Source organism: Bacteroides sp. Marseille-P3684 (genome assembly GCF_900291465.1).
Taxonomy (GTDB): domain Bacteria; phylum Bacteroidota; class Bacteroidia; order Bacteroidales; family Bacteroidaceae; genus Phocaeicola_A.
The window spans coordinates 739,219-761,453 of record NZ_LT985808.1; the positions used below are offsets into that span (position 1 = coordinate 739,219).

The following is a 22,235-nucleotide window of genomic DNA, read 5'->3' on the forward strand; positions in this document are numbered from 1 at the left end:
GCAAATCATATACACATTATTGTCGTTTTTGCTATAGGCATAAACTCCATTATGATTGCCAGCATGTTCCTGAGAGAGGAAGGGAACTTTTTAATTGACAATGACAACTCTGATAATTGACAATGATGACGAGATACGAAGGCACAAAGGCGCGTCCCTGGTGGTCTTCGTTTTTTTGTGCCTTCGCATCCCGCGGTGTGTCCTTACTCCTTGCCGTAACGCTCCTTGATGTCGTCGAAGATGCTGAACAGCTCGTCGACGGTCTCGGCGCGCAGCATGGCGATGCGTGTGTCGCGGAAGTTCGGCAAGCCCTTGAACAGGGGAGTGGCGGCAAGGTGACGCCGTATGTGCAGGATACCCCTTCGCTCGTCCAGTCGCGCCACGCTCTGGCGGACCTCTTCGCGCAGGACATCCATCTTCCAGTCGAACGACAGCGGGGGAAGCTCTTCACCGGTCTCCAGGAAGTGCTTCACCTCCTTGAATATCCACGGACGCCCGAAGCTGCCGCGTCCGATCATCACCGCGTCCACACCGTAACGTTCAAAACACTCCGCGGCACGTTGCGGGGTGGTGACGTCGCCGTTGCCGATGATGGGGATGTGCATCCGCGGGTTCTCCTTCACGGCTCCGATGAGGGTCCAGTCCGCCTCGCCGGTGTACATCTGTGCGCGTGTCCGTCCGTGGATGGTCAGCGCCTCGATGCCGCAGTCCTGAAGACGCTCCGCCAGGTCGACGATGATTTTGTGGTCGGCATCCCAGCCCAGGCGGGTCTTCACGGTGACGGGAATCTTCACGGCATCGACCACTGCACGGGTAATCTCCAGCATCTTCGGGATGTTCTGCAGCATTCCTGCACCCGCGCCCTTGCCTGCCACCCGCTTCACGGGACAGCCGAAGTTGATGTCGAGGATGTCGGGGCGTGCCTCCTCCACGATGCGTGCCGCCTCGACCATGGCGTCGGTCTCCTTGCCATAAATCTGGATGGCGACGGGGCGTTCGTCGTCGCTGATGGTCAGCTTCTGCATGGTCTTGCTCACAGAGCGCACCAGTGCGTCGCTTGAGACAAATTCAGTGTATACCAGGTCCGCTCCGAAGTGCTTGCACATCAGGCGGAAGGCTATGTCGGTCACGTCCTCCATCGGGGCGAGGACAATGGGATGTTCTCCTAGGTCGATGTTTCTAATCTTCATGTTGTCATACGGTTGAGGCTGCAAAGGTAGGAAAAATCGTTGGTTTCATGGACCATCGGTCGGGGACAATCTCTCCCTCGTGCCGTCTTGCCGGAGAGGCTGTCACTTGACTGCCAGCATCAGTCCGACACCTCTTGCGGTCTTAATTTCCACATCCGGATCATCGGTAAAGAGCTTGCGGAGCTTGCTGATAAACACATCCAGGCTGCGGGATGCGAAAAAATCGTCTTCCGTCTTCCAGCAGCGGCTCAGGATGGCTTCACGGCGGATGATTTCGTTTTGGTTCTCGGCGAGGAGCTGCATGATTTTGGTCTCCATGCCGGTCAGTGGGAAGACACTTCCGGTGTTGTCGTTGCGCAGGGTGGCATGCCCGGTGTCGAGCGTGTAGTGGCTGAACTGGTAACATCCTTCTTCTGACCGGCTCTTGCCCCCTGCCTTCATCTTCAGGATGGCATGGATGTGCGCATCAATCTCTTCCGGGACAAACGGCTTCTTCACGTAGTTGTTCACCCCCAGTTTGTAGCCATGCCTCACATCCTTGGGCGAGGTCAGGGCGGAAGTGAACAGGATGGGCGTGTCCCCGTCCGTCTCCCGGATACGTCTCACCATCTCGAAGCCGTCCATTTCGGGCATGTCGATGTCGGACAGGATGATGTCGGGACACTGTGAGAACAGTCAGGCGTTCAAACGTTACCGAAGCATCGGTGATGACATCAAGGCTGATGCCATCCGTCATTTGGAGTAGCCGGACACCGGCTATTATTAGCCAACAAGCAATTCAATAAAAATCAAACATATAAATACAGAACCAACATGGAAAATTATAAATTTATTTCCCTTATGGGCGACCAAAGCGCATCATTCTCGGTGCAGGCAAGTAAAGAAAACCTCATAGCCTTTGCTGACTATCTCATTGACCGCAGCCGTGAGCGTCAGCAGCACAGGAAGGAGCAGGAAGAAAAGCTGGAGCTGGATAATCGCACGCTACTCACCCGAAAGGAAACGTGTGAATATCTGGGCGTATGCGAAGCCACGCTTTGGAAATGGGCAAAGATCAGGTATCTTGTTCCCATCAAGACGGGTTCCAAGGTACGCTACCGAAAGTCGGACATAGACCGTATTAAATTCGGCTGCAATTTAGATCCCTATGCAGGCAAGTCCGATAAATGACCATTTTTTTTTGCAGTGTTGTGTCTGCATGTGCTCATAGGTGCGTTCGTTCGGGAGTTCATGCGTGCATATCACAACACTGCAAGCTGGCATGCAAGAATGCCGTAATGCTGTAATGCCGTAATAATGTTATTCCGTAATAATGTTATTCCGTTATAATGTTATTCCGTTATAATGTTATTCTGTTATAATGTTATTTCGTAATGCTGGCATGCAAGACATGAAGATATATGGATCCTGAATCTTCACATGAAGAAAAAAGAATCAAGATGAGTAGATGCAGATAAAACAAGTTAAACAGAAAATGGATATGTAAATTATTGGGGGATGTTCTTGCACTCAACGTTACTAAATGACAGCAAAGCAACTTTCTGTTATCGCAATACAGATTGTTATACTTGAATATAAAAGTTGGCTGCATCGCACAACTCAATAATAGAAAAACTCAAATAGCAAGTTGTACTTTTGTACGTACATCCCCGATGGGGCTGCACTTACAAAAGTAACTTGCCAAGTCCTGCGGACATTGGGAAATCACCTCGCAACTCAGTAATTTAAGGCAGTGAAGTATGGAGAAAAAGACAAGAAGAATAGAAATTAGGCTCACCGAAAAAGAGTATGAACTCTTCCAAAAGAAAGGGGAAAATTACCCCACTAAAACATGTATGATAGTGGAAGCTGTCAGACAAATGGGCGACCTAAACGCACGCCAAAAGTTGGCGGCCTTGGCTGAAATGACCAACCTCTATAAGCAGTACCAACAACAACTGTCGTGGATGGGGAGCAATCTCAACCAAGCTGTGAAGCGTGCCAATGAGTTAGCCATAGGACAAGAACTCACAGTTCCGTTCTTCGAGTGTGTGCTGTACCCACAGATAGAGAAGATACTAGAACTGTTAGAGCGAATCAGGGAAGAGCAACACATCATCACCCTAAAAATTAAACATATTGGTAAGTGATATTCAACTAGTATATTCAGATATTTCCCACAAAATAGGAATATGAGAGAATATCATTAAATTTTCAGCATCATCTGATGTTTATAAGCTTGAGAGAAATAGACACACTATTTAAACGCTACCTTTCTTTATTTTTGTATTCAGTAAATTGCCTCCCCCAAAAAGATTAGATAATAACTTTTTTGGGGGAGGCTGTAAATTATTGTTTTTCAAATCTTTTCAATGATTAAATCCAATGAGTCTTCCTCAAGAGAGTTATACTCATCTAGATGGATGTGGGTTCCAATAGGAACCGATGTCTGAGCTAAGTTTAGCAAGTGGTTAGCAAGTGAAGTTAATCCATCAGCATTTGCCTTAATATATACGTCTCCGTCTTCACTTACTACCTTAATTTGGAAATCACCTTCCCATTTGAATACTATACCAGAATTTTCCGAATAGCTTGGGATATCTAATATAACTTTCATATATCTAATCTGTTATGAATACATGATAATTTTGGTCAACCATCATTTTCCCTGGTTTGTTAGGATTCGGTTTCAAATTTACTTAGTGGTCTTATTCTGATTACACTCCAATACTTGAGTTTTGGGACGAGCCTTGCTCCGCTTTACGCTTGGATCTATCCAAAGCAAAAATGAAGACAAAAACAATAAAAAAGCCAAAGGAATTCCTTTGTCAGCACGCTGGTTACGACAAAATACTTTATCAAATAATGGATCATAATGAAATGTTGTATCATTATATCCTATATTCAAATTTTCCCCACTACGAATATTTGTGAAGTATTCTTTTCCATGATATATAACTCGGGCTGTAGGATGAGTTCTTGAACCAGATTTAGGATATAACTGAATTATTTGGCAAGCAATGAAATTATGGTGGGAGGCAATAAAAGCCTCCCGCCTAATAGAAAAAGAGTAATAGATCGCAAAAAGACCTAAGACTACATTAATCAAAGCAATCATCAATTTCCTTTTCATTCTCTTGTTTCTTTTTGAGTCTTGTTTCCAGCAACTTTTGAAACTACTTGCTTTGTACCCTCACTTCCTTTCTCAAGAGATTCATTTAACCTGATTTCACTTTGAGCCTCCTTAAGTAACGTGAGTTCGATATAAGAGCTTAAATTAGTTGTTTGGAAATTAGGAACATAGCGATAAAAGCATTAAATTTATAGTGTCCAAGTATAACATTTAAGCGATTACCACTATGTTCTCAGAGGCTAAAGTTACGGAGATTTATTGTATGGCGGATGATTTTTGTAAGGAATTTGCTAAAGTGTAGAAAAAATAGATGGTTTAAGACAAGATCCATGTGCATAGGAATATGCCGAATTGGATGAGTGATGCGGAAAAATTATATTAAGGAAACGCGCTTTGGTAGAAACAGTCAATGACGAGTGAAGAACATCGTCCAAATTGAACACTTTAGACACCGTTTCTTCAATAACTTTATTGTCAACTCCTTCTCTGTTATAGCGGCATACTGTTTCTTTGAAAAGAAACTCGCCATTGATGTTTGTTTTGTCAAAGATGGGCAATTTGTCATGTTTTAATTTATATCGAACTCACGTTATCTTAAGGATGTACTTCCTCAGGCTAAGACTTCTGTACAAAAGGAACGGATGGTCGGAAATATTCTTGTAGATATGAAAGAAGCAGGGATAATCATTCTGAAGGGTAGAATATGGTATGTAAAATAGGCGTAAGAATTATATTTACGACTAAAAAGAACCAATTACGACTATGTACGACTAAATAGGACCAATTACGACTAAAAGCAGTCAGCCTCTTTGTCTGTTTTAACCTAAAGATAACATAAGTTCCTAAGTTTTCGGAATATCTTTGTCTTCGGATTAACTAAAGATATGAATCAGTCATGAGCAAGTTATGGAAAATGATTGTAGCAATCGTAGTTTTAGCGAGCGTTGCAGTCCTGTTGAACAGTTATGTCAATATCCCCGGTGTGAATTACGTCGTCTTTGTCCCTATCATTTTATCCCTCAGAATGTATACTGAACGGAAAGCCGTCTACAGGGAATGGCTCCTGGCAACCCTGTCGGCTGTCCTGTTTCTCCTCCTGTGCTATTGCATGGATGCAGAAAAGGCATTGGGTGCCTTCATCTGGGCGTTGGTCGGTGCTCTTGTCGCACTGGCGGGCATATTCGGTTATCGGTGTTTCTTCCGTAGACAGGAAGAGAAGTGACGGTACTCTCTCAAAATAAGATGAATAGAATAATGAACATCAGACTCTTGCCACTTGTCCTCTGCCTCCTCCTTCTCCCCGGTCATCTCGTCGGGCAGAGCCGTCTGTTTTCTTTGAAAAGAAACCCGCCATTGACGTATGTTTTGGTCAATGACGGGCAACTTACTATGTCTTAATTTGTATCGGACTCACGTTATAATATGAACTACCAACGTTCTCGGCTTTTTGGAAAGGACAAGGTCTTTATGGACTTCTCCTTCTTTGCCATTGCCTTCAATATAAGGAAGTGAACTGTTGAACATAATGACATGGCTTGTCCAATTGGTTCTTGCGACGGGTGATGATATGAACAGTTTTTCCATGTCCTCAATCGGCATCTGGTAAACGGCGGCTACTGTCTGGGATACATTCTGAATTTGTGCAAGAGGTTCTTGCATAAATGGCATATTCCACGTCCTTGCTCCTATTTCAATCTTCCACCATCTCCCGCACCGACAGCTTTCCGCACTTTTGCCCATTGGTTTCCCCATTTGAGGACATAGCGCAGGCTGATGCCTATCTTGTGAGGGGAGTAATCGGAGTCATAGTTGTTCACAACGCCGGCTGTATGGATGCGTCCGGTCAGTTCCGGGCTGTAACCATAGTCGATGGTAGCTGTCAGACGGTCCTTCAAGAACGATTTGCTTAGCGAAGCCGAGATGTTCAGTGCACGTCCCGTGTCCAGATGGATGCCTTCTGTCGGAGAAACATAAAACAGATTGGTGTTCAGGTTGAGTCCCCAGGGCAGGTTGTTCGTCGATGACAAGGTGATGTTCCAGTTTTTTGCCCGATGATTTTGTGACTGATAGGATGTCGTCACATACATGCGGTTCACCGTGGCGTTGACCATCCACTTGGGCGAGATGAACTGTACGGCACTCAACCCGATGACCCAGAACTTGTCCTTTCCTCCATTCTCGTAGGTCGAATAGTAGATATCACGTCCTTCCTCCTTCGAATAGAGCAGCTGGAACAGGGGCGACTCGGCATACGTCACCGACAGGGAATAGTTGCCAAAGAGTGACAGGATGCCCGTCACTTCGTTGCCGCACATGGGCTTCAGGTAGGGGTTGCCCTTGGAGTAGCTGTATTCGTTGCTCCACGTCGTTCCCGGATTGAGCATGTTCATGAAGGGGAACTGGATCTTGCGGGCGTACGACAGGTTGATGTTGTGCCCTTTCATGGGATTGATGGTATAATTCAGACGCACGTTTGGGAAAAAATTGCGATAGTAACTCGTGTAGTTTGCTTCCGGTGCCAACGTTGAGTTCGGCGAAATCCTGGTAAACTCATAGCGCAGTCCCAACGATGCGCTGAAGTTCTTGATCATGAAGTCATAGCTCCCGTACATGCCCAACGTCTGCTCCTTGTAGGTGTACACGTCGTCGTAGGTGCCATAAGGGGATTCCCTGCCATCTTCCATCAGGAGGTTGTCGGTGTGGCTGTCATTGTCCCAGTTGGAAAATGCCACTCCTGCCTTCAACTTGCCTTGCAACGCCTGGAAACGTTGTTCGAAGTCCAACTTGGTATAGAGGGATGCATAGTCGCTGGAAGCGGCTTCCGTGCTGCTCCACAGGTCGGTATTTCCCTCCCGCCAGCGTCTGCTGTCGTCCGAAGAATGTGAATCGGAGTAAGACCCTGCGAAGGCCAGTTCACCCGTTTTCCACGTATGCACATAGTCTATGGAGACGGAAGCCCGCCGGCTGTCGCTGTCCGACAATCCGAGGTTGTGTTCTTCTCCCGTTACCACATCGTTCTGCAAGTTTTGAATCCGGGAAGACGATTCATATTCGGATTTGTATCCGTGATAGCCGACTTCCAACGTCAGGATGTCATCGGGTGTAAGGTCGTAGCCCGCTCCCACGGTGTATGCCGGAGCCGGCTTTTGCCTCATGACGGAGCTTGACCATTCCTGCTTCCCCGCTCCGGAATCGGTAAACAAGGTCTTGCTTTCACTGTTGCCCTTATTCTTGTTTGCCACCATGGATGCTTCTCCGTAGACAGACCATTTGCCGCTGCGTTGCTGTACGATCAGCGATGGATTGCCGTAAGTCTGACTTTGCTTGTTATAGCTTCCCGAATCCCTCATGGACAGCATGCCTCCGTCTTCAATCTTCGTCGTGATGATTTTCAGTACGACGGTGCCGCCTATCGCCGCGCTCTCGTTTGCCCCGGCAGAAGTAATGACTTGAATTTCCTTCACATTCTTGCCGTGGTAGTTCTGGAGATAGTTCAGGAGGTCTTTTCCCGTGAGTTTGATTTCCCTGCGGTTGATGTACACCTTTCCCACCATCTTTCCGTAAATCTTCAGATTGTCTTTCTCCCTCATGGCACCGGGCAGGAAGAGGAGTATCCGGTCCAAATCCTGCTGCTTGAAAAGCGCGTTGTTTTCCACATTCAGCTTATACCCTTCCACATTGTACGTCAGGCTACGTCCCACGACGGTAAATTCTTTCAATGCCGTGGCACTCTCCACCAGCCGGATATCATTCACCGACATGGATTGGCGGGCTTCCACGTGTGACGTGAACGGTTGGTAGCCCAGGTAGGAGACACGCAGTTCGTAGGTGTCAGGAGACAACTGCACCGTGAACGTGCCTTTTGCATCCGTTACTGCTTTTATTACCGCGGTTGTATCCATCAGGTTCCGGAACACGACATTTGCACCCGGTAACACCTTGGCACCTTGGTCTGTCACTCTCCCCGATACTTCCACTTGTCCGGGACTCTCTCTCAGCACCTGCGCCACCAGTGACAGCGGAAGCAGGATAAAAATCAGTAACGCCTTTCTCATAACGCTTTTTTTATACAGATTGAATCAGGTCCTTTTCTCTCATCCACACATTGCTCTCTTTATTTATAGTACGTTTGAGAAAAATTTTCGGGCACCAGTATGGTGCTTTTTCTTTACTCGTGAAACATTATTTAACGGATTATCGAGAGAGGGTGATTGGCTTTTGCCTTCGCCAACTCATTCCCTGTCAGCTGAAGCCGGACGCATGCCGGACCTGCCCACAGACGCCACACCCAGGTATTCGTCGAGCGAGCCTTCCAGCTCCATCTTCTGACGCAGACGCTGCTTGCGTTGCGACACACTGCCCTTGCCGATGCCGAAGATGAGAGCCGTCAGGTCGAGCGGCATCTCCATCTTCACGAGGCAGCAGAGGCGGATGTCGTCCTCCTTCAGGAAGGGGAATGTCGTGCGCAGCCGTCCGGTGAAGCCCGGGAAGCAGGCGTCGGTGTTCGCATAGATGGTCTGCCACTCCTTCTCCCCCATGCGCACCTTTCCTTCGCGCAGGCTGTCGTATGCCATGGGCAGCGTCAGCTGGTTCAGCTGACGGTAGTAATCCATCCGGAGTTGTTCGCGGTCCATCCGTTCCTGCTCGCGCCGGGTCTGCTCGGCGAGCAGGCGGTTTTCCGCCACCAGACGGCGACGGCGGTCGTAGAAGTAAATCGTCAGGAGCACCGCCATCACAGCCAGCATCACTGCCAGGGTGCGGTAGAGCGCACGTCCGCGCAACACCACCTTGTACTCGGCACGGTCGGCGTCCTTGCGCCAGCGTCGGTAGTCGGAGAGGAGCTGCAGCTGTCCTGCCAGTTGCTCCTGCCGGTTGGCGCAGGCAGAGTCTTTCGCTTCCGTCAGCTGACGGACGGACGGCTGCACGGTGCGGACATTGCCTTCGAGACATGCCAGACGCCGGAGTCCGTCGGCAACATAGTCCCCCTTGCCCAACCGCCGGGCGTAGATGAGTGCCTCGCGGAGGCAGTCCCGTTCCCGGTCGGGCAGTCCGTTCTCGCGGTAGAGGAATGCGAGGCGTTCGTGTACCCGGTAGGCGAACTCGTTATCGTCGGGCATGGATGTCCCGTATGCCTTGGCATCCAGGAGAGCGTCCACCGCTCCGAGCCAGTTGCCGCGGGCACGCTCGATGCGTCCGCTGAGCAGATAGAGATGAGCGATGCGCACGGAGTCGCGTGTGAAGAAGTCAAAGTAGCGGAGGGATTGCCGGCAGAGGGAGTCGGCGAGGTCATTCTCTCCCCGTTCGAGGAGGTTCCCGGCAGCAATCTTGTTGCGCAGTGCCTTCCCTTTGCCCGAAAGGAACGACCGTTCGAAGGCTTGCAGCTGCAACCGGCACGAGTCTGTCGTCAGGTCGGACTGCCGTCTTTCCAGCTCCGCCAACCGTCCGTAGTTCCGTTGCTGCACGAGGGCACACACCGCCCACACTGCCGCCACGAGGAGCAGTACACTCCCCACGTATGTGTATACACACCTGCGTAACTTCATAAGATATACGTCCTTTCGGGCAAAGGAAGGCAGAAAAGGGGAGATATGCAAGAAACGGAAGGGGGAATCTTGGGGCAACGGACAATTGTTCGGCAGTGTGGGAGACGGAGGTGCGCCGCGGTCAGAACATGTAGCCCACGGAGACGGTGAAGTTGTTGTTGCCGCTTCCCATGCCCCCTCGCATGTTGTTCATCAAGCCGAAGTCGTAGGCGGCACCGATGCGGAGGTGGTCGGCAATCTCTGCTCCCAGCCGCACGCCCAATCCCCAGTCGAAGCGGCGCATCACGTGGAAGACATTCTCAGACAGCTTCGTTCCGGTGACGGGGTCCGTGTATTTCAGCTTGCCGGAGAGTCCGAATGAAACGTATGGTCCGGCATCGGCATAAATGGCAAGTCCCCTGGCGACTGCCCAACGGTAGCCGATGTGGATGGGCAGGTGGAGGGAATAGACATCCCAGTAGGGATGGGAATAGGCGGAAGGGTCCATTGTGCCGTGTCCGGGGAAGCGCAAGGCGTCGATGGCATAGCCTGCCTGACCGTCCTTCCACCCGAGTTTCAGCAGTCCCGGTTCGGCATCGAGGTACATCCGGCTCGGGGCGTCGGTGAAGGAGAGTTCGGCGCGTGCGGCGAAGTTGAAGCCGTAGCGTCCGCGGTCATCGGAGAGGTTCAGCGTATGGGCGTTGTAGCCGTTCAGTCCGGCCATGATGCCCCAACGGAGGTACATGTTCCTGTTGTCTTGTGCCTTGAGCGGCAGGGAGCAGATTGCCAGCAGGCAACACAGCCCGAAGAGTAGTCTGATTCGTTTCATAAGTCTGGTAGGTTTGGTAGGTTCGACAATGCGTCCTCCTCTTCTGCCGGCGATGGAAGCGGAGGACGGCGGCAAAGATAGGCGCCCTTTCCGCAGCCTCCTTCCTTTCGCGATATACATTTCAGACCGCTTGTTGTATATCCGGTACGACGTTGTCGGTCAATGTATTGCCTTCGCCTTGTATATCCCTCCCGTCCGTCTGTCTGATATACATTTGTCAGATTTCCCGCTTTTCCTGCCGTCCGTCCGGAAACAATCCCTACCTTTATCAGCGGTTTAAGTCTTCAAGTCTATGAAACGAACAGTCAGTCTCTTCGGAGTGTGCTGCCTCTTGGTAGCCTGGTCCCTGTCCGCCGTGGCACAGGGCAATCATCGAGCGGCCTTACGCTGGGGCATTACGGCAGGTATCAACGGATTTGATGCCGGCATCCTCGAGCTCTCCCGCGGACGCGGTCTCCACTCTTTCAACTTTGCGGGACGTGTCGAACTCTCCTTTACCGACGCACCAAGCCGGATGTACCTCGATGCCGAGCTGGGGCTGTCGGACCTCGCATGGAAGTTCGATGAACCGAGCGGGGAACCCCGCCGCATCACTTCCCGCAACTATTACCTCCATCTGCCCCTGCACATCGGCTACCATGGGGACATCGAGCGGGTGTGTGCCATCTTCGCCGACTTCGGTCCCTACTTCGCATACGGGCTGTTCGGTGAGAGCGTCTATCGTGCCCCGGCGGAGCATACCCGGATACAATGGAGCTCTTTCGACGAGACGGACCGCTTCGACTGGGGACTGGGTGTGCGCCTGGGGGTCGAGGTGCTCGACCACTTCCGCCTCGGTGCCGCCTATGACTATGGGGTGAGGGTGATTACATGTTACTATAGCAAGATGCATAACGGCAACCTGACGCTCTTCGTGGGCTATACCTTCTGACTGTGCGTCGGCGGACAACTCCCGTCCGGATATAAAAACAAGTTGCAACGGAATGCCCGTGGGACCAGCCTGTGGCATTGCGTTGCAACCTGGTGATTATCTCAGTGAGAGTCGGGCGGTCATTCCACTGCCTCGCCCTTCAGCGTTGCCGATGTGCTCTCGGTGATGCGCACCTGCACGAAGTCGCCGATGCGGTGGTTGCCGCGGTCGAAGACCACGACCTTGTTCTGCTCGGTACGGCCGAAGAGCTGCTCTTTCGAACGCTTCGACACGCCCTCGACCAGCACTTCACAGGTCTGTCCGATGCAGCGTCGGTTGCTCTCGGCGGACAGACGGGTCTGCAGGGCGATGATTTCGTTGAGGCGGCGTATCTTCACATCCTCGGGCACGTCGTCGGGCAAGTGTTTGGCGGCATAGGTCCCCGGACGCTCGGAATACTTGAACATGAAGGCGGAGTCATAGGCACACTCCTCCATGAGCGAGAGCGATTCGCGGTGGTCCTCCTCGGTCTCCGAGTGGTAGCCGCAGAAGATGTCGGTACTCAGTCCGCAGTCGGGGATGATGCGGCGGATGGCAGCCACGCGGTCGAGGTACCACTCACGGGTATACTTGCGGTTCATCAGCTTGAGGATGCGGTTGCTGCCGCTCTGTACGGGCAGGTGGATGTGCTTGCAGACGTTGGGCACCTCGGCGATGACGTGCAGTGTCTCGTCGCTCATGTCCTTGGGGTGCGACGTGGTGAAGCGGATGCGCACGCCCGGCGCCGACTCTGCCACCCGGCGGAGCAGCATGGGGAAGGTCACCGTCTCCCCTTCGCGCTCGAAGCGGTAGGAGTTGACGTTCTGTCCCAGCAGCGTGATTTCCTTGTAGCCTTTCGCCGTGAGGTCTGCCACCTCGGCGAGGATGCTCTCCACGTCGCGGCTGCGTTCCCGTCCGCGGGTATAGGGCACGATGCAGTAGTGGCAGAAGTTGTTGCAGCCGCGCATGATGCTGACGAAGCCGGAGATGTGCGTGCCGCAGATGCGCGAGGGAATCACCTCGCGGTAGGTCTCCGTGGTCGAAAGCTCCACGTTGATGGCCTTCTCGCCAGCTTCGGCAGACGCCACGAGGTCAGGCAGCGTCAGGTAGGCATCCGGACCTGCCACGAGGTCCACGTGGTGGTTCTCGATGAGGTTGTCCTTCACCCTTTCCGCCATGCAGCCCAGGACGCCGATGATGAGTCCGTGCTTCTTCTTGCTGCGCAGCGCGTGCAGCGCCTCCAGCCGGTTGATGATTTTCTGCTCCGCATTGTCGCGCACGGAGCATGTGTTGAGGAATACGGCGTCGGCATCTTCCAGCCGGTCGCACACCTGGTAGCCTGCCATTTGCATGACGGATGCCACCACTTCGCTGTCTGCCACGTTCATTTGGCAGCCGTAGGTCTCGATGAACAGGTTCTTGTTCGCAGCAGCGGATTTTAAGTCCGCCCCTTGTTCTTGTGTCATAAGATGGTTGGATTAAAATGTTACGGACGGTCCGTCCCGGCTGTTGTGCCGGGCAGCCATTCCGCCGCAAAGATAGTGACTCTGTGCCAATCTGCCTTCCGATGTGCCGGGTTTCCGGTGGAAATATCCTCGTTTGCTTACGGTTCGGCTGCCGGACGGAGGCGGAAAAGAAGGAATTGACAGCTGCAGAAGCTTCAAAGAAGTTATTTGACACTACCCAATTATTAATTAACATTAAAAAGCAGCGGAAATCGTGTAGAATATTTGATGGATTGATGACTATTTCGCACCTTTGGGGAGTGAAAAAACATTAGATTTTTTCATAGTTAAGGTTTAGGTTAAAGATTAAAGGAGCAGGAAACTGTGAAGTTTCCTGCTCTTTGCTTTTCTGACGGTTGCCTCGGTGCATCCGTCGTTTTCCCGATGCCTGCGGGCGTCCTCGTCTCTTAAGAAATATCTTGTCATATCCATTCCAACGAACAAACGATGCTCCTTGCTTCACGTGCCTTCCGGCTGTCGGTCGACAGACGGTTTATCAGCCTATCCGCCACGTGCCGGTAGGTCTTCATGTAGACACCCATCTGTTCGCCGAGGTCGAGCATCTGGAAGAGCAGTCCCTCGATTTCCGACTCATGGCCGCGTGCGAGGTCCTTCTGCATGGATGCCGTGGTGTTCGGGTCGAGCTTGTCGATGATGCGCAGGTTGGCAGCCGGCAGGTTGTCGGGCAGGTCGATGCCCAGGCGGCGTCCCGTCTCGGCACTCTCTCCCGTCAGTTGGGCGAAGACCAGGCGCGGTTCTCCCGGACGCTGCAACGCACCCATGGGTACGCCGAAGCAGGCGCCCGTGCAAGCCATGGCCGAGATGAAGGTCCACTTGATGAACGTGTCGCGGTCGATGTTGTCGGACACGTCGACCTTGATGCCGCAGCTGCGCAGCTCGTCGGCAATGTCGTCCAGCAGGGCGGTGTCGGCCGTCTGTCCCGGACGTACGCCGTAGACGATGCGGAACGTCCTGCCCGTCTGTACCACTACACCCGGACGTTCGACATAGCCCACGATGTAGATGCAGCCGTCGAGCACACAGCTCCCCTTGGGGGCAAGCGAGGCGATGCGTGCGCCTGTCCCGTAGACGTTGAGGATGGGGATGACCACCGTGCGGGGGGTGGCGACGCGCTTCAGCAGGTCTCTGATGGAGTCCATGGAGTAGCCTTTCACACAGACGAAGACCACGTCGGGCACCTCCCGATACTCGTCGGCGGTGCATGCCTTCACGGGGATGACACGGTCGCCCTTCAGTCCCGAGCGCAGGTGGAGCCCCTCGCGACGGATGGTTTCCAGGTGTTCGCCCCGGGCGATGCAGGTCACGTCCTTGCCGCCCAAGGCGAGGAATCCGGCGATGCTTCCTCCCACGCCGCCGGTACCGATAATCAGGTATTTTCTCATATGTTTCACAGGTTTTTATGGAGCCTCGTGCTGCCTTTTCCCGAGGGGGAAGGAGTCACGGAGCCGGTTGCCGTTCTGCACGGTCCGGCGGGTCCGTCTCCTCGGAATGGGCAGGCTGAGGCCCGGTGGTTGATTGGTTTTCAATAAGGATTGCGATGCGTCCGGCATACGCCTCCTTGATGCGGCGGACGAAGGCCTCCCATGCCGCCCGTTCGGAGGCAGGATAGACCCCCTTGCGCAGCAGCAGGCGTTGGCGGATGCGGAGGCGTCCGTCCGAGAGGCTTGCCACCGACGAGAGCGAGCCGAACGCGTGCGACCCGGAGACCTCGGGGGGCAGTGCATCGCAGTGGCTTCCGGCAGGCAGCACCACGTCCAGCGTGTCGCTGTATGATGCGCTCTCCGTCAGCTCCCAACTCCCGTCGGGCAAGGTCCGTGTCCGGGACAGGCGGTCGGCACGGCGGAAGGGGTTCAGCGTCAGGAACAGCCGGGGCGGTACCGGGCGTGCATAGCGTGCCGAGAGGCGGTAGCCGATGGTGAGCGAGGGCAGCGCGCCGTCGTCTTCCGTCCGGCTGACGCTGTCGATGCGCACCAGCGTGCAGGCGAGTCCCTCCGTCAGGCGGTGTGCCAGCTCGGTGGGCTTCAGGTCTTTCAGCGGAAGGGCTTCCTCGTAGAAGCGCAGGCGGTTGTGCAGGCTGACCCGTCCCGATGCCATCCCGTCGCTGCCGACATGGAGGTGGGCACGGACCGACTGTTCCTGTTGCTCCGCGTCGTAGTCGGGCAGACGCACCATCCGTCCGCCTTCCGGTGTGACCAGCAGGGCGTCGTGCCCTGCGATGAGGCGGTGGCGGTAGCCGAAGGGCAGGCGTGCGGCGGTGCACTCCAGCCACAGGGTGTCGGTGGGGCAGGGCACGCCCAGGACCACGTGGTCCATCTGCCCGATGCCGGGATAGTCGTCGATGCGTGCCTTCCGGGTGCTGATGACGGTGTAGACCGACGGGACGCCTGCCTCGGCAAGCAGTGCCTTCAGGTAGTTGGTCAGCGCCTTGCAGTCGCCGAACTTGGTGCGGCAGACCTGCTCTGCGGTCATGGGTTGCCATCCGCCGATGCCGAGCTGGATGCTCACATAGCGGGTGTGCTCCGCCAGGTAGTCATAGAGGGCATGCGCCTTCGCTTCCGGGGTGGAGAGTCCGTCGGTGAGACGGTGCACCGTGGCAGCCTCGTCGGCGGTCAGGCGGTCGCGTCCCTCGGTGAGACGGTAGAGCCACTGGCCGAAGTGCTCCCAGGTGTCCTGCTGTCCCTCGTAGCCTTCGCAGACGAAGTCGGCGGGTTGCGCCTGCACCGTCGGGGGTTCCCACACGGTGTCTTCCCGGGGGACGGCAGCAGACAGGTCGTCCGCCTGCCAGCGGTAGGTGCGTGTGCCGGCACCTGCGTCCGCGCTCTCTTCGGGATGGGCGGCAAGGCCCCGGCTGCGGTACAGGAGGCGGACGGAGGCGGGCAGCGTCAGGGTGTATGAGGCGTGCTCCACTGCCTGGCGTATGTCGTCCTGCGGACGGAAATCGGGATAGCGCAGCAGTCCGTTGTCGTAGGTGCACGTCCACTCATAGCGGACGGTGAAGGGGAAGGAGCCGCGCGGACCTTCGTAGTAGTGGAGGCGGTCGTCGGAGGCAAGTCCGTCGTTGAGCGTCGCCTCGCGCAGGTCGGAACGTCGCAGGCGTGCGAGCTGTTTCCCGCCGGCGCCGTGGACGGTGCCCTTGAAGTCCTTCAGGTGGATGAAACGGCTGCTGACGACGGCAAACCGTGCGGCGTCTGCCCCGTAGGGGGAGTGCACGGTGACGCTCCGCACGAAGTGGGCTTCTCCCCGGTGGGCGTCCAGCTGACGGAACTCCACGCGGTAGTCGTGTACGACGGAGGCGGGACTCGTACCATTATATATAGGTGTATCCGTGCGGGGAACCTTCCCGTCCGGGCAGAAGCCGGGGAGGGGTCCGCCGGGGGCGTCGGCTGAGAGCGGAAGGACGCACGGCAGCAGGAGCAGCAGGAGGGCGAGGCGGAGCACCGGGCAGGCAAGGGGACGGGCGGACGGGGCTTGCGGGGCGTGTAGCCGGTGCTTCCGGCAGGAGGGGCGTGCCATGCTAGCTGTCCCCCCTGGCGGCAGTGCCGCTGACGGAAACCGGGGCGCCGTCCTTTCCGCCCGTCCGTTTCAGCGTCAGCAGTGTCTGTGCCGACTCGATGAAGACATCCCACAGCTCGCGCAGCTCTCCGTAGTAGCGGGCGGGGATGATGGATTGGTTCACTTTCAGTTCGAGCATCACCTGCAGTCCGTCGGGGCGGCGGTCGAGGAGACAGCTCACCGACGCCATGCGGTCATGGGTGTGCATCCGCATCGGCTTGGGGAGGCTCTCGGGTTCGTAGCCTTCCGGCAACCGGTAGAAGCCGAAGAAGCGGCGGGTGAACTTCGCGGGGAACTCCACGGGGAAGGTGCGCTTCTCAGCCAGGAAGGGGTTCGCAGGCAGCTGGTCGAGCAGGAAGGGGTACAGGTAGATGATGCCGCCGCCTGCCCGGAGGTCCTTGCTGACGTCCATCTGCTCGCGGTAGGCGTCCGTGACGGACTCCTTGTAGGTGTGGAACGTCAGTCCGTAGCGTTCCGCCTCCTTCTTCACGTGCTCCACGGAGTCCGGTTCGGCGGTGCGGCGGCGCAGGGCGTCGAGCGCCTCCAGTCCGGTGTAGGAGGTCGAGAGCTTGCCCGTCAGCGAACCGTCGTCGGTGATGCTGCCCTCGAACATGAGGGAGGCGGTGTGTGTGCCGATGTCCGCCAGGCTGATGAGCCGCTGACCGTCGAGGGGTGTGTAGCAGATGCCCAGGTTCACCATCAGGTGTCCCGGGAGGAGGTTCAGCATGGGCCACTCCAGGGAGCAGTCGGTGCAGTAAACCGCTCCCTGCTCGTCGAGCAGCCCCACGACGAAGGTCGTCAGCCGGGAGAGGGAAGGTTCGCTTCCGGTGAGGTCGCCCGCACGCTTGTCCCTCACGAGGATGGGGGTGCAGCGGATGCCGGCGTCGCGGAGCATGGCGAGGTAGATGAAGTTGAGGGCGGCGTTGTTGCCCTGCTGCCTGTCGAGGCACTTGCGCGGGCTGTCGTCGGTGGCGATGCTGTAGTGCCCGTCCCAGTGGATGTGCTCATGGAGCAGCCGGTGCAGGCGGAGCGCCTTCTCCGTGGCAGGCATGTCGGCAGGCAGGGCAAGTGCCGCCTGCTCGTCGCGCAGGGGGTTGCGCATGTTCACGTAGTTCCCGAAGCCGGAGAAGTCCTTCAGCTCGGCGCAGACACCCTCCCAGTTGGAACCCTGGAAGGCCGATAGGCCCAGCCGCGGGTCCAGTCCCCGGATTTCGAAGGAGACGGTGCCGCGGTAGTTCTCGGCACACCAGACCAGGGGCTCGTCCTTCAGGGGCGGGACGTCGGTGCTGGTGAACGTGTAGCGGTTGTTCTGCATCTGGCTCAGGTGCCCGTCATACGCCTGCATGATGAATTCGCTGTTGATTTTCTTGTGGTCGCGCTGCATGGGGATGCTGCCCTTGCCGGTGATGTTGAACTGGAAGACCTCGGGGATGTCGACCTGGTAACGGGCGAAGCAGACGGGGATGTCCTCCTGCACCCGCCAGTCTTCCAGGTGGACGGGGTTGTTCGACGTGCGCCGGTACTTGTACTCGATGATGGTGCCGGGCTTGACGTCCGGGATGGAGAAGCGGTAGCGGCGGTAGTTCCCGGTGACCTGTTCCTCGAAGATGTACTTCCGGTCAAGGGGTGTCTCGACGACCTTCCCGTCGACGAGGTTGTATGCCGACGCGCCGATGGCGGATATCTGTTCCTGGGTGGCGCCCATGCGTTCGCCGCGGTAGTAGAGTATGTCTACGTCGGCATACCTGGTCCCTTCGGGGCGCAGTACCTGAAGGCGGAACTTGAACTCGGACTCCACACGGATTCTTCCGTCGTTTTCCTGACGGTAGTAGGTGTACCCCTCCTTGTTCAGGAACACGGCGTCGGTGGTGCTGTCGGTCGGATGATAGAGGGAGAACTCCTTCTTGCCCACCTTCCCGTACTTCATCTCCTTGTGCTGTGCAAACAGGCTCCCTCCGCAGAGGAAGAGGAGGAGGCTTGCCAGTATGCAGACTCGTGGTGCTTTCATGATTTTCTCTCCGGTTTAGGATTTCGTACTGTTTCGTGCTGACAAAGCTAACTTATTCATTCAAGTTTTCCTAATTCCGGGTGAGAAAAAAGGAGAATCGGGATGCAATTGCCCCCTGTTGTTCCCTGCGCATCGCCTTGCTGACGTCTTGCGCATCTCCCTACCGGCGTCTTGCGCTTCTCGTTCTGCCGGGAAGCTCATCTCGCCGGTACCGTCTTGCGCATGACGGAACAGGGAGATGCGCAAGGTGAAAAAGGGGCTTGCGCGAAGAGGAACAGCACGTTACGCAAAAGGCAGGCGAGGAGATGCGCAGGAGGGTGGTGCCGTCAAGCGCATGCGCACAAAAAAAAACGCCCGATGCTGTCAGTCAGCATCGGGCGTTTCCCGTCAGGCGAGAGGCTTAAATACCTTCATCCGTATCACCTTCTTTGCCGGACTCTTCCGGCGTCTCTTTCTCTCCCTCCTCGGCAACGTTGTTGCCTTGCAACACCTTGTCGAGCCAGACGAAATCGGCTTTCTGGAGGGCGATTTTCAGCTCGTTCCCGGGTTGGAACTTGATGTTCACGCGCTTGATGTTGCGCGCGGTCAGCTCTTTCTTTTCACCGGAACCGGCGGTCGACAACGTGATGTTGAAGGTGCCCCAATCGCCCAGGCGGACGCTCTTCCCGTCGAGGAGCAGGCGCAGCATCACCTTGCGCAGCTGACGGAGTGCCATGGCGGCTTCCATCGGGTTGAGGGTGACCTCGTCGGCAATCAGCTGTGCCACCTCATCCTCGGTCACCATCTTGGTGGTGGACTGTATGGGATACCACTTCCGTGTTCCCTTGACGTCCTTGGGATTCACTCGTTGAATAGCTCTTACTAGAATACTCATAATGCGTTACGTTTTGATAGTTAGACATGCGTCCGGCTTCCGTTGTGCCCGGCTTGTCGGCGGGCAGGTCCGGGGTCCTGTCTGCGGTGGATGTTGTGACGGGGCGGCGCGTTGCAGGGACCCGGGGTTGCCTGTCGGCTTGCCACCGGTCTGCGGTGACCGGAGCTTGCGGAAGCTCGAACAGGGACTTGTCTCTTCCGTTTCCCGGAAGGGATGCACGAAGATAGGTGTTTTCCGGATTGAAAAATCGGGTGTAAAATGTTTAACTAAAGTTAGAAAATCAGGACCTTGAAAGACAGGCAACTACTTGCGTTAAAGTGTGAACGCAAAATGGTGTTTTTGATTTTAGGTTTTCAGCAACAGGGAGATACGTGGTCGCCATGAGGGGCGGAGTGTTCCTCCTGCAGGCTCCGGCAGAACGCGCGGAAGGCCTCCCGGAGTGCTGTGGCGTCGGTGGGTGGATAGAGGAAATGGGTGGTCTGGGGGAGGACGAGCGTCCGCAGGAACTCAGGGGCGACACGGCGGCGGAAACAGCGGAGGCTGCGGCGGGCATCGACCAGCTCGTCGCGTGCTCCCTGAACGGCAAGGAGGGGGACACGGACGGAAGGCAGCTCCCGGCGTACGTCTGCCATCAGGGTGAAGAGGTCGCGCAGGCGGGGCAGCCAGCGGACGTAGCCGGGGGTGGGACCCGGGGCGACATTGAGGGCATGAAGGATGGCAAGCCGCTCGTCGCTGGCGTCCGCCCGTCCGTAACGCACACCGAGGAGGTCGCGGACAGCGCGTGCCGACACCCACACGTGGAGCGGACAGCCGACGCAGACAATGCCTGCGATGCCGTCGGGACGGCGCGTCCACGTCCGCAGGGCAAGCAGCCCGCCCATGGAGTGCCCCACGAGGATGAGGCGGGGGGAGCGGGGGCGGGAGTCGTCCGTCAGTGAATGGACGAAGGCTTCCCACTCTTCCCGCCCCGAGCGGGCGAACGTCCCGGCACTGCCGCCATGCCCCGGAAGGACGGCTGCCGCGGCATCGAAGCCCAGGTCGTTTGCCCAGGCTGCCGGACGGCGGAACTGGTCGGGACCCTCCGTGATGCCGTGGAGGAAGAGCACGGCGGTGTCACTCCGTCGGTCTGTACACGGAAGGACGAAGGGCGGCTGGGGGATGAACTTCATGGTTTCCTGTTTTCCGAGATGAACAACAGCTTGTCGCCGACGTGCAGCTCCATCTGTCCGTTGGGGATGAGGAACTCGTCGCCGCGCTTGACGAGCATGACGAGGGTGCCGCGGGGGATGTTCATGTCCGCCAGGCGGTTTCCCCGGGCGAGCATGTCGGGGGTGAGCGTGAGGTCGCGCAGCTGGGTGTCAATCTCCTCGGGCAGCTCGACGCCGAACTCGTTGCCCTCCTTCTCTTCGGGGAGGTCGAGGTGGAGCAGGCGGGCGGCGCGTGCAATGGTCATGCCCTGCACGACGAGGGAGACGAGGGTGATGAAGAAGACGATGTTGAAGAGCTGTTGCGAGCCTTCGACACGGGCGATGACGGGGTAGGTGGCGAAGATGATGGGGACGGCCCCGCGCAGTCCTACCCAGGAGACGAACCACTTGGCGCGCGCGGGCAGCCGGCGGAAGGGCAGGAGGCAGAGGAAGACACTGACGGGACGTGCCACGACAATCATGAACACGCCGATGAGCAGTGCCACGGCAGCCACGTCGACCATCTCCAGCGGGTTGACGAGCAGTCCGAGGGCGAGGAACATGATAATCTGGAAGAGCCACGTCAGTCCGTTCATGAAGGTGTTGATCTCCTTACGGTTTGCCAGGCGTGCGTTGCCGACGGTCACGCCGGTGATGTAGACGGCGAGGTAGCCGTTGCCGTGGAGCAGGTCGGTGATGGTGAAGGTGAAGAAGACGAGGCTGAGCAGGAGGATGGGGTAGAGGGACCCATTGGAGAGGCTGATGCGGTTGATGATCCACACGGCGAAGCGTCCGAGTGCAAAGCCGATGATGGCGCCGAAGAAGAACTGGATGGCAAGGTCCTTGAGGATGACCGCCCAGCTCATGCCGTCGGAGGTGATGACCTGGATGAGGACGATGGTGAGCATGTATGCCATGGGGTCGTTGCTTCCGCTTTCCAGCTCGAGCATGGGGCGCAGGTTGTGCTTGAGGTTCATGCGCTGCGAGCGCAGGAGGTTGAACACCGACGCGGAGTCGGTCGACGACATGGTGGCGGCAAGCAGGAGGGAGGTGGTCAGCGGAAGGGAGATGTTGGTGCTGTCCCACCCGGAGATGTAGCAGATGAAAAGCCCGGTGAGGAGGGTGGTGGCGAGCACGCCGACGGTGGAGAGCAGAATGCCCTGGGCGAGCACGGGGCGTATCTCGGTGAACTTGGTATCCATACCTCCGGTGAAGAGGATGATGCTGAGCGCCATCATGCCGATGAACTGTGCGTCTGTGGCGCTGTGGAACTGGAGCCCGAGCCCGTCGCTCCCGAAGAGCATGCCGACGAGCAGGAAGAGGAGCAGCGTGGGTATGCCGAAGCGATAGCCCGTCTTGCTGATGAGTATGCTGCAGAAGATAAGCACGGAGCCGAGCAGCAGGATGTTTTCTGCGGTGAATATCATAGGCGGGAGTGGTTTGTGGGCGTAAAGATAGGAAAAAACGGGGGAATGTGAGGAAGGGG

17 protein-coding genes and 3 pseudogenes are annotated in these 22,235 nt (G+C 56.0%); 6 read left to right on the forward strand and 14 right to left on the reverse strand.

What is annotated here, in order from left to right:
- Nucleotides 1–203 precede the first annotated feature (203 nt).
- A complete protein-coding gene (gene dusB / locus C8275_RS02890) occupies nucleotides 204–1,190 on the reverse strand; it encodes a tRNA dihydrouridine synthase DusB (RefSeq protein ID WP_022385354.1) in 987 nt (328 codons plus the stop codon).
- Nucleotides 1,191–1,292: 102 nt separating this feature from the next.
- Nucleotides 1,293–1,850, reverse strand: a pseudogene (locus tag C8275_RS02895) (response regulator transcription factor); the annotation flags it as partial.
- A 153-nt stretch (nucleotides 1,851–2,003) separates the two neighbouring features.
- On the opposite strand from C8275_RS02895, the gene C8275_RS02900 reads away from it, so the two are divergent.
- Nucleotides 2,004–2,360 (forward strand): helix-turn-helix domain-containing protein, encoded by a 357-nt coding sequence (locus tag C8275_RS02900; RefSeq protein WP_234395690.1) that lies wholly within the window; start codon nucleotides 2,004–2,006, stop codon nucleotides 2,358–2,360.
- A 569-nt stretch (nucleotides 2,361–2,929) separates the two neighbouring features.
- Nucleotides 2,930–3,319 carry a hypothetical protein gene (locus tag C8275_RS02905; RefSeq protein ID WP_106484028.1) on the forward strand — a complete coding sequence of 130 codons (390 nt, stop codon included), beginning with the start codon at nucleotides 2,930–2,932 and terminating at the stop codon, nucleotides 3,317–3,319.
- Nucleotides 3,320–3,528: 209 nt separating this feature from the next.
- Here C8275_RS02905 and C8275_RS02910 read toward each other — a convergent pair whose 3' ends face one another.
- Both C8275_RS02910 and C8275_RS02915 read right to left on the reverse strand, forming a co-directional pair.
- Nucleotides 3,529–3,786, reverse strand: a complete 258-nt coding sequence (locus C8275_RS02910) for a hypothetical protein (protein WP_106484029.1) — start codon at nucleotides 3,784–3,786, stop codon at nucleotides 3,529–3,531.
- A gap of 78 nt (nucleotides 3,787–3,864) precedes the next feature.
- On the reverse strand, nucleotides 3,865–4,302 hold the full coding sequence (locus C8275_RS02915; protein WP_106484030.1) for a hypothetical protein: 438 nt from the start codon (nucleotides 4,300–4,302) through the stop codon (nucleotides 3,865–3,867).
- A 369-nt stretch (nucleotides 4,303–4,671) separates the two neighbouring features.
- Between C8275_RS02915 and C8275_RS14780 the strand changes: the two are divergent.
- The 3 genes and pseudogenes from C8275_RS14780 to C8275_RS14940 form a co-directional block, all read left to right on the forward strand.
- Nucleotides 4,672–4,874, forward strand: a pseudogene (locus tag C8275_RS14780) (transposase); the annotation flags it as partial.
- Nucleotides 4,875–5,326: 452 nt separating this feature from the next.
- A complete protein-coding gene (locus C8275_RS14785; RefSeq protein ID WP_157948145.1) occupies nucleotides 5,327–5,524 on the forward strand; it encodes a hypothetical protein in 198 nt (65 codons plus the stop codon).
- A 191-nt stretch (nucleotides 5,525–5,715) separates the two neighbouring features.
- A pseudogene (locus tag C8275_RS14940) lies at nucleotides 5,716–5,811 on the forward strand (hypothetical protein); the annotation flags it as partial.
- Nucleotides 5,812–5,987: 176 nt separating this feature from the next.
- Here C8275_RS14940 and C8275_RS02935 read toward each other — a convergent pair.
- From C8275_RS02935 to C8275_RS02945, 3 genes are all read right to left on the reverse strand, one after another.
- Nucleotides 5,988–8,357: an outer membrane beta-barrel family protein gene (locus C8275_RS02935; RefSeq protein ID WP_106484033.1), complete on the reverse strand. Its 2,370-nt coding sequence runs from the start codon at nucleotides 8,355–8,357 to the stop codon at nucleotides 5,988–5,990.
- A gap of 177 nt (nucleotides 8,358–8,534) precedes the next feature.
- The gene (locus C8275_RS02940) at nucleotides 8,535–9,845 is read right to left on the reverse strand and encodes a hypothetical protein (RefSeq protein WP_106484034.1); all 1,311 of its coding nucleotides are present in this window, start codon (nucleotides 9,843–9,845) and stop codon (nucleotides 8,535–8,537) included.
- 121 nt (nucleotides 9,846–9,966) lie between these two features.
- Nucleotides 9,967–10,653 (reverse strand): porin family protein, encoded by a 687-nt coding sequence (locus C8275_RS02945; protein ID WP_157948147.1) that lies wholly within the window; start codon nucleotides 10,651–10,653, stop codon nucleotides 9,967–9,969.
- Nucleotides 10,654–10,945: 292 nt separating this feature from the next.
- Here C8275_RS02945 and C8275_RS02950 point away from each other — a divergent pair, with 292 nt between their 5' ends.
- Nucleotides 10,946–11,584 (forward strand): porin family protein, encoded by a 639-nt coding sequence (locus C8275_RS02950; RefSeq protein WP_106484036.1) that lies wholly within the window; start codon nucleotides 10,946–10,948, stop codon nucleotides 11,582–11,584.
- Nucleotides 11,585–11,703: 119 nt separating this feature from the next.
- Here the strand turns inward: C8275_RS02950 and miaB are convergent, their stop codons facing one another.
- From miaB to C8275_RS02990, 7 genes are all read right to left on the reverse strand, one after another.
- Nucleotides 11,704–13,068 carry a tRNA (N6-isopentenyl adenosine(37)-C2)-methylthiotransferase MiaB gene (miaB, locus tag C8275_RS02955; protein WP_106484037.1) on the reverse strand — a complete coding sequence of 455 codons (1,365 nt, stop codon included), beginning with the start codon at nucleotides 13,066–13,068 and terminating at the stop codon, nucleotides 11,704–11,706.
- A gap of 461 nt (nucleotides 13,069–13,529) precedes the next feature.
- On the reverse strand, nucleotides 13,530–14,510 hold the full coding sequence (locus tag C8275_RS02965) for a ketopantoate reductase family protein (protein WP_106484039.1): 981 nt from the start codon (nucleotides 14,508–14,510) through the stop codon (nucleotides 13,530–13,532).
- A 55-nt stretch (nucleotides 14,511–14,565) separates the two neighbouring features.
- Entirely contained in the window at nucleotides 14,566–16,641 is a 2,076-nt protein-coding gene (locus C8275_RS02970; protein ID WP_106484040.1) for a DUF3857 domain-containing protein, read from the reverse strand.
- Nucleotide 16,642: 1 nt separating this feature from the next.
- Nucleotides 16,643–18,688: a DUF3857 domain-containing protein gene (locus tag C8275_RS02975; protein ID WP_106484041.1), complete on the reverse strand. Its 2,046-nt coding sequence runs from the start codon at nucleotides 18,686–18,688 to the stop codon at nucleotides 16,643–16,645.
- 400 nt (nucleotides 18,689–19,088) lie between these two features.
- Nucleotides 19,089–19,562, reverse strand: coding sequence for an HU family DNA-binding protein (locus tag C8275_RS02980; protein WP_106484042.1), 474 nt, complete (start codon nucleotides 19,560–19,562; stop codon nucleotides 19,089–19,091).
- A gap of 353 nt (nucleotides 19,563–19,915) precedes the next feature.
- Entirely contained in the window at nucleotides 19,916–20,731 is an 816-nt protein-coding gene (locus C8275_RS02985; protein ID WP_106484043.1) for a carboxylesterase, read from the reverse strand.
- A complete protein-coding gene (locus C8275_RS02990) occupies nucleotides 20,728–22,176 on the reverse strand; it encodes a potassium/proton antiporter (protein ID WP_106484044.1) in 1,449 nt (482 codons plus the stop codon). Before C8275_RS02990 ends, C8275_RS02985 begins: the two co-directional genes overlap by 4 nt.
- Nucleotides 22,177–22,235: the final 59 nt, after the last annotated feature.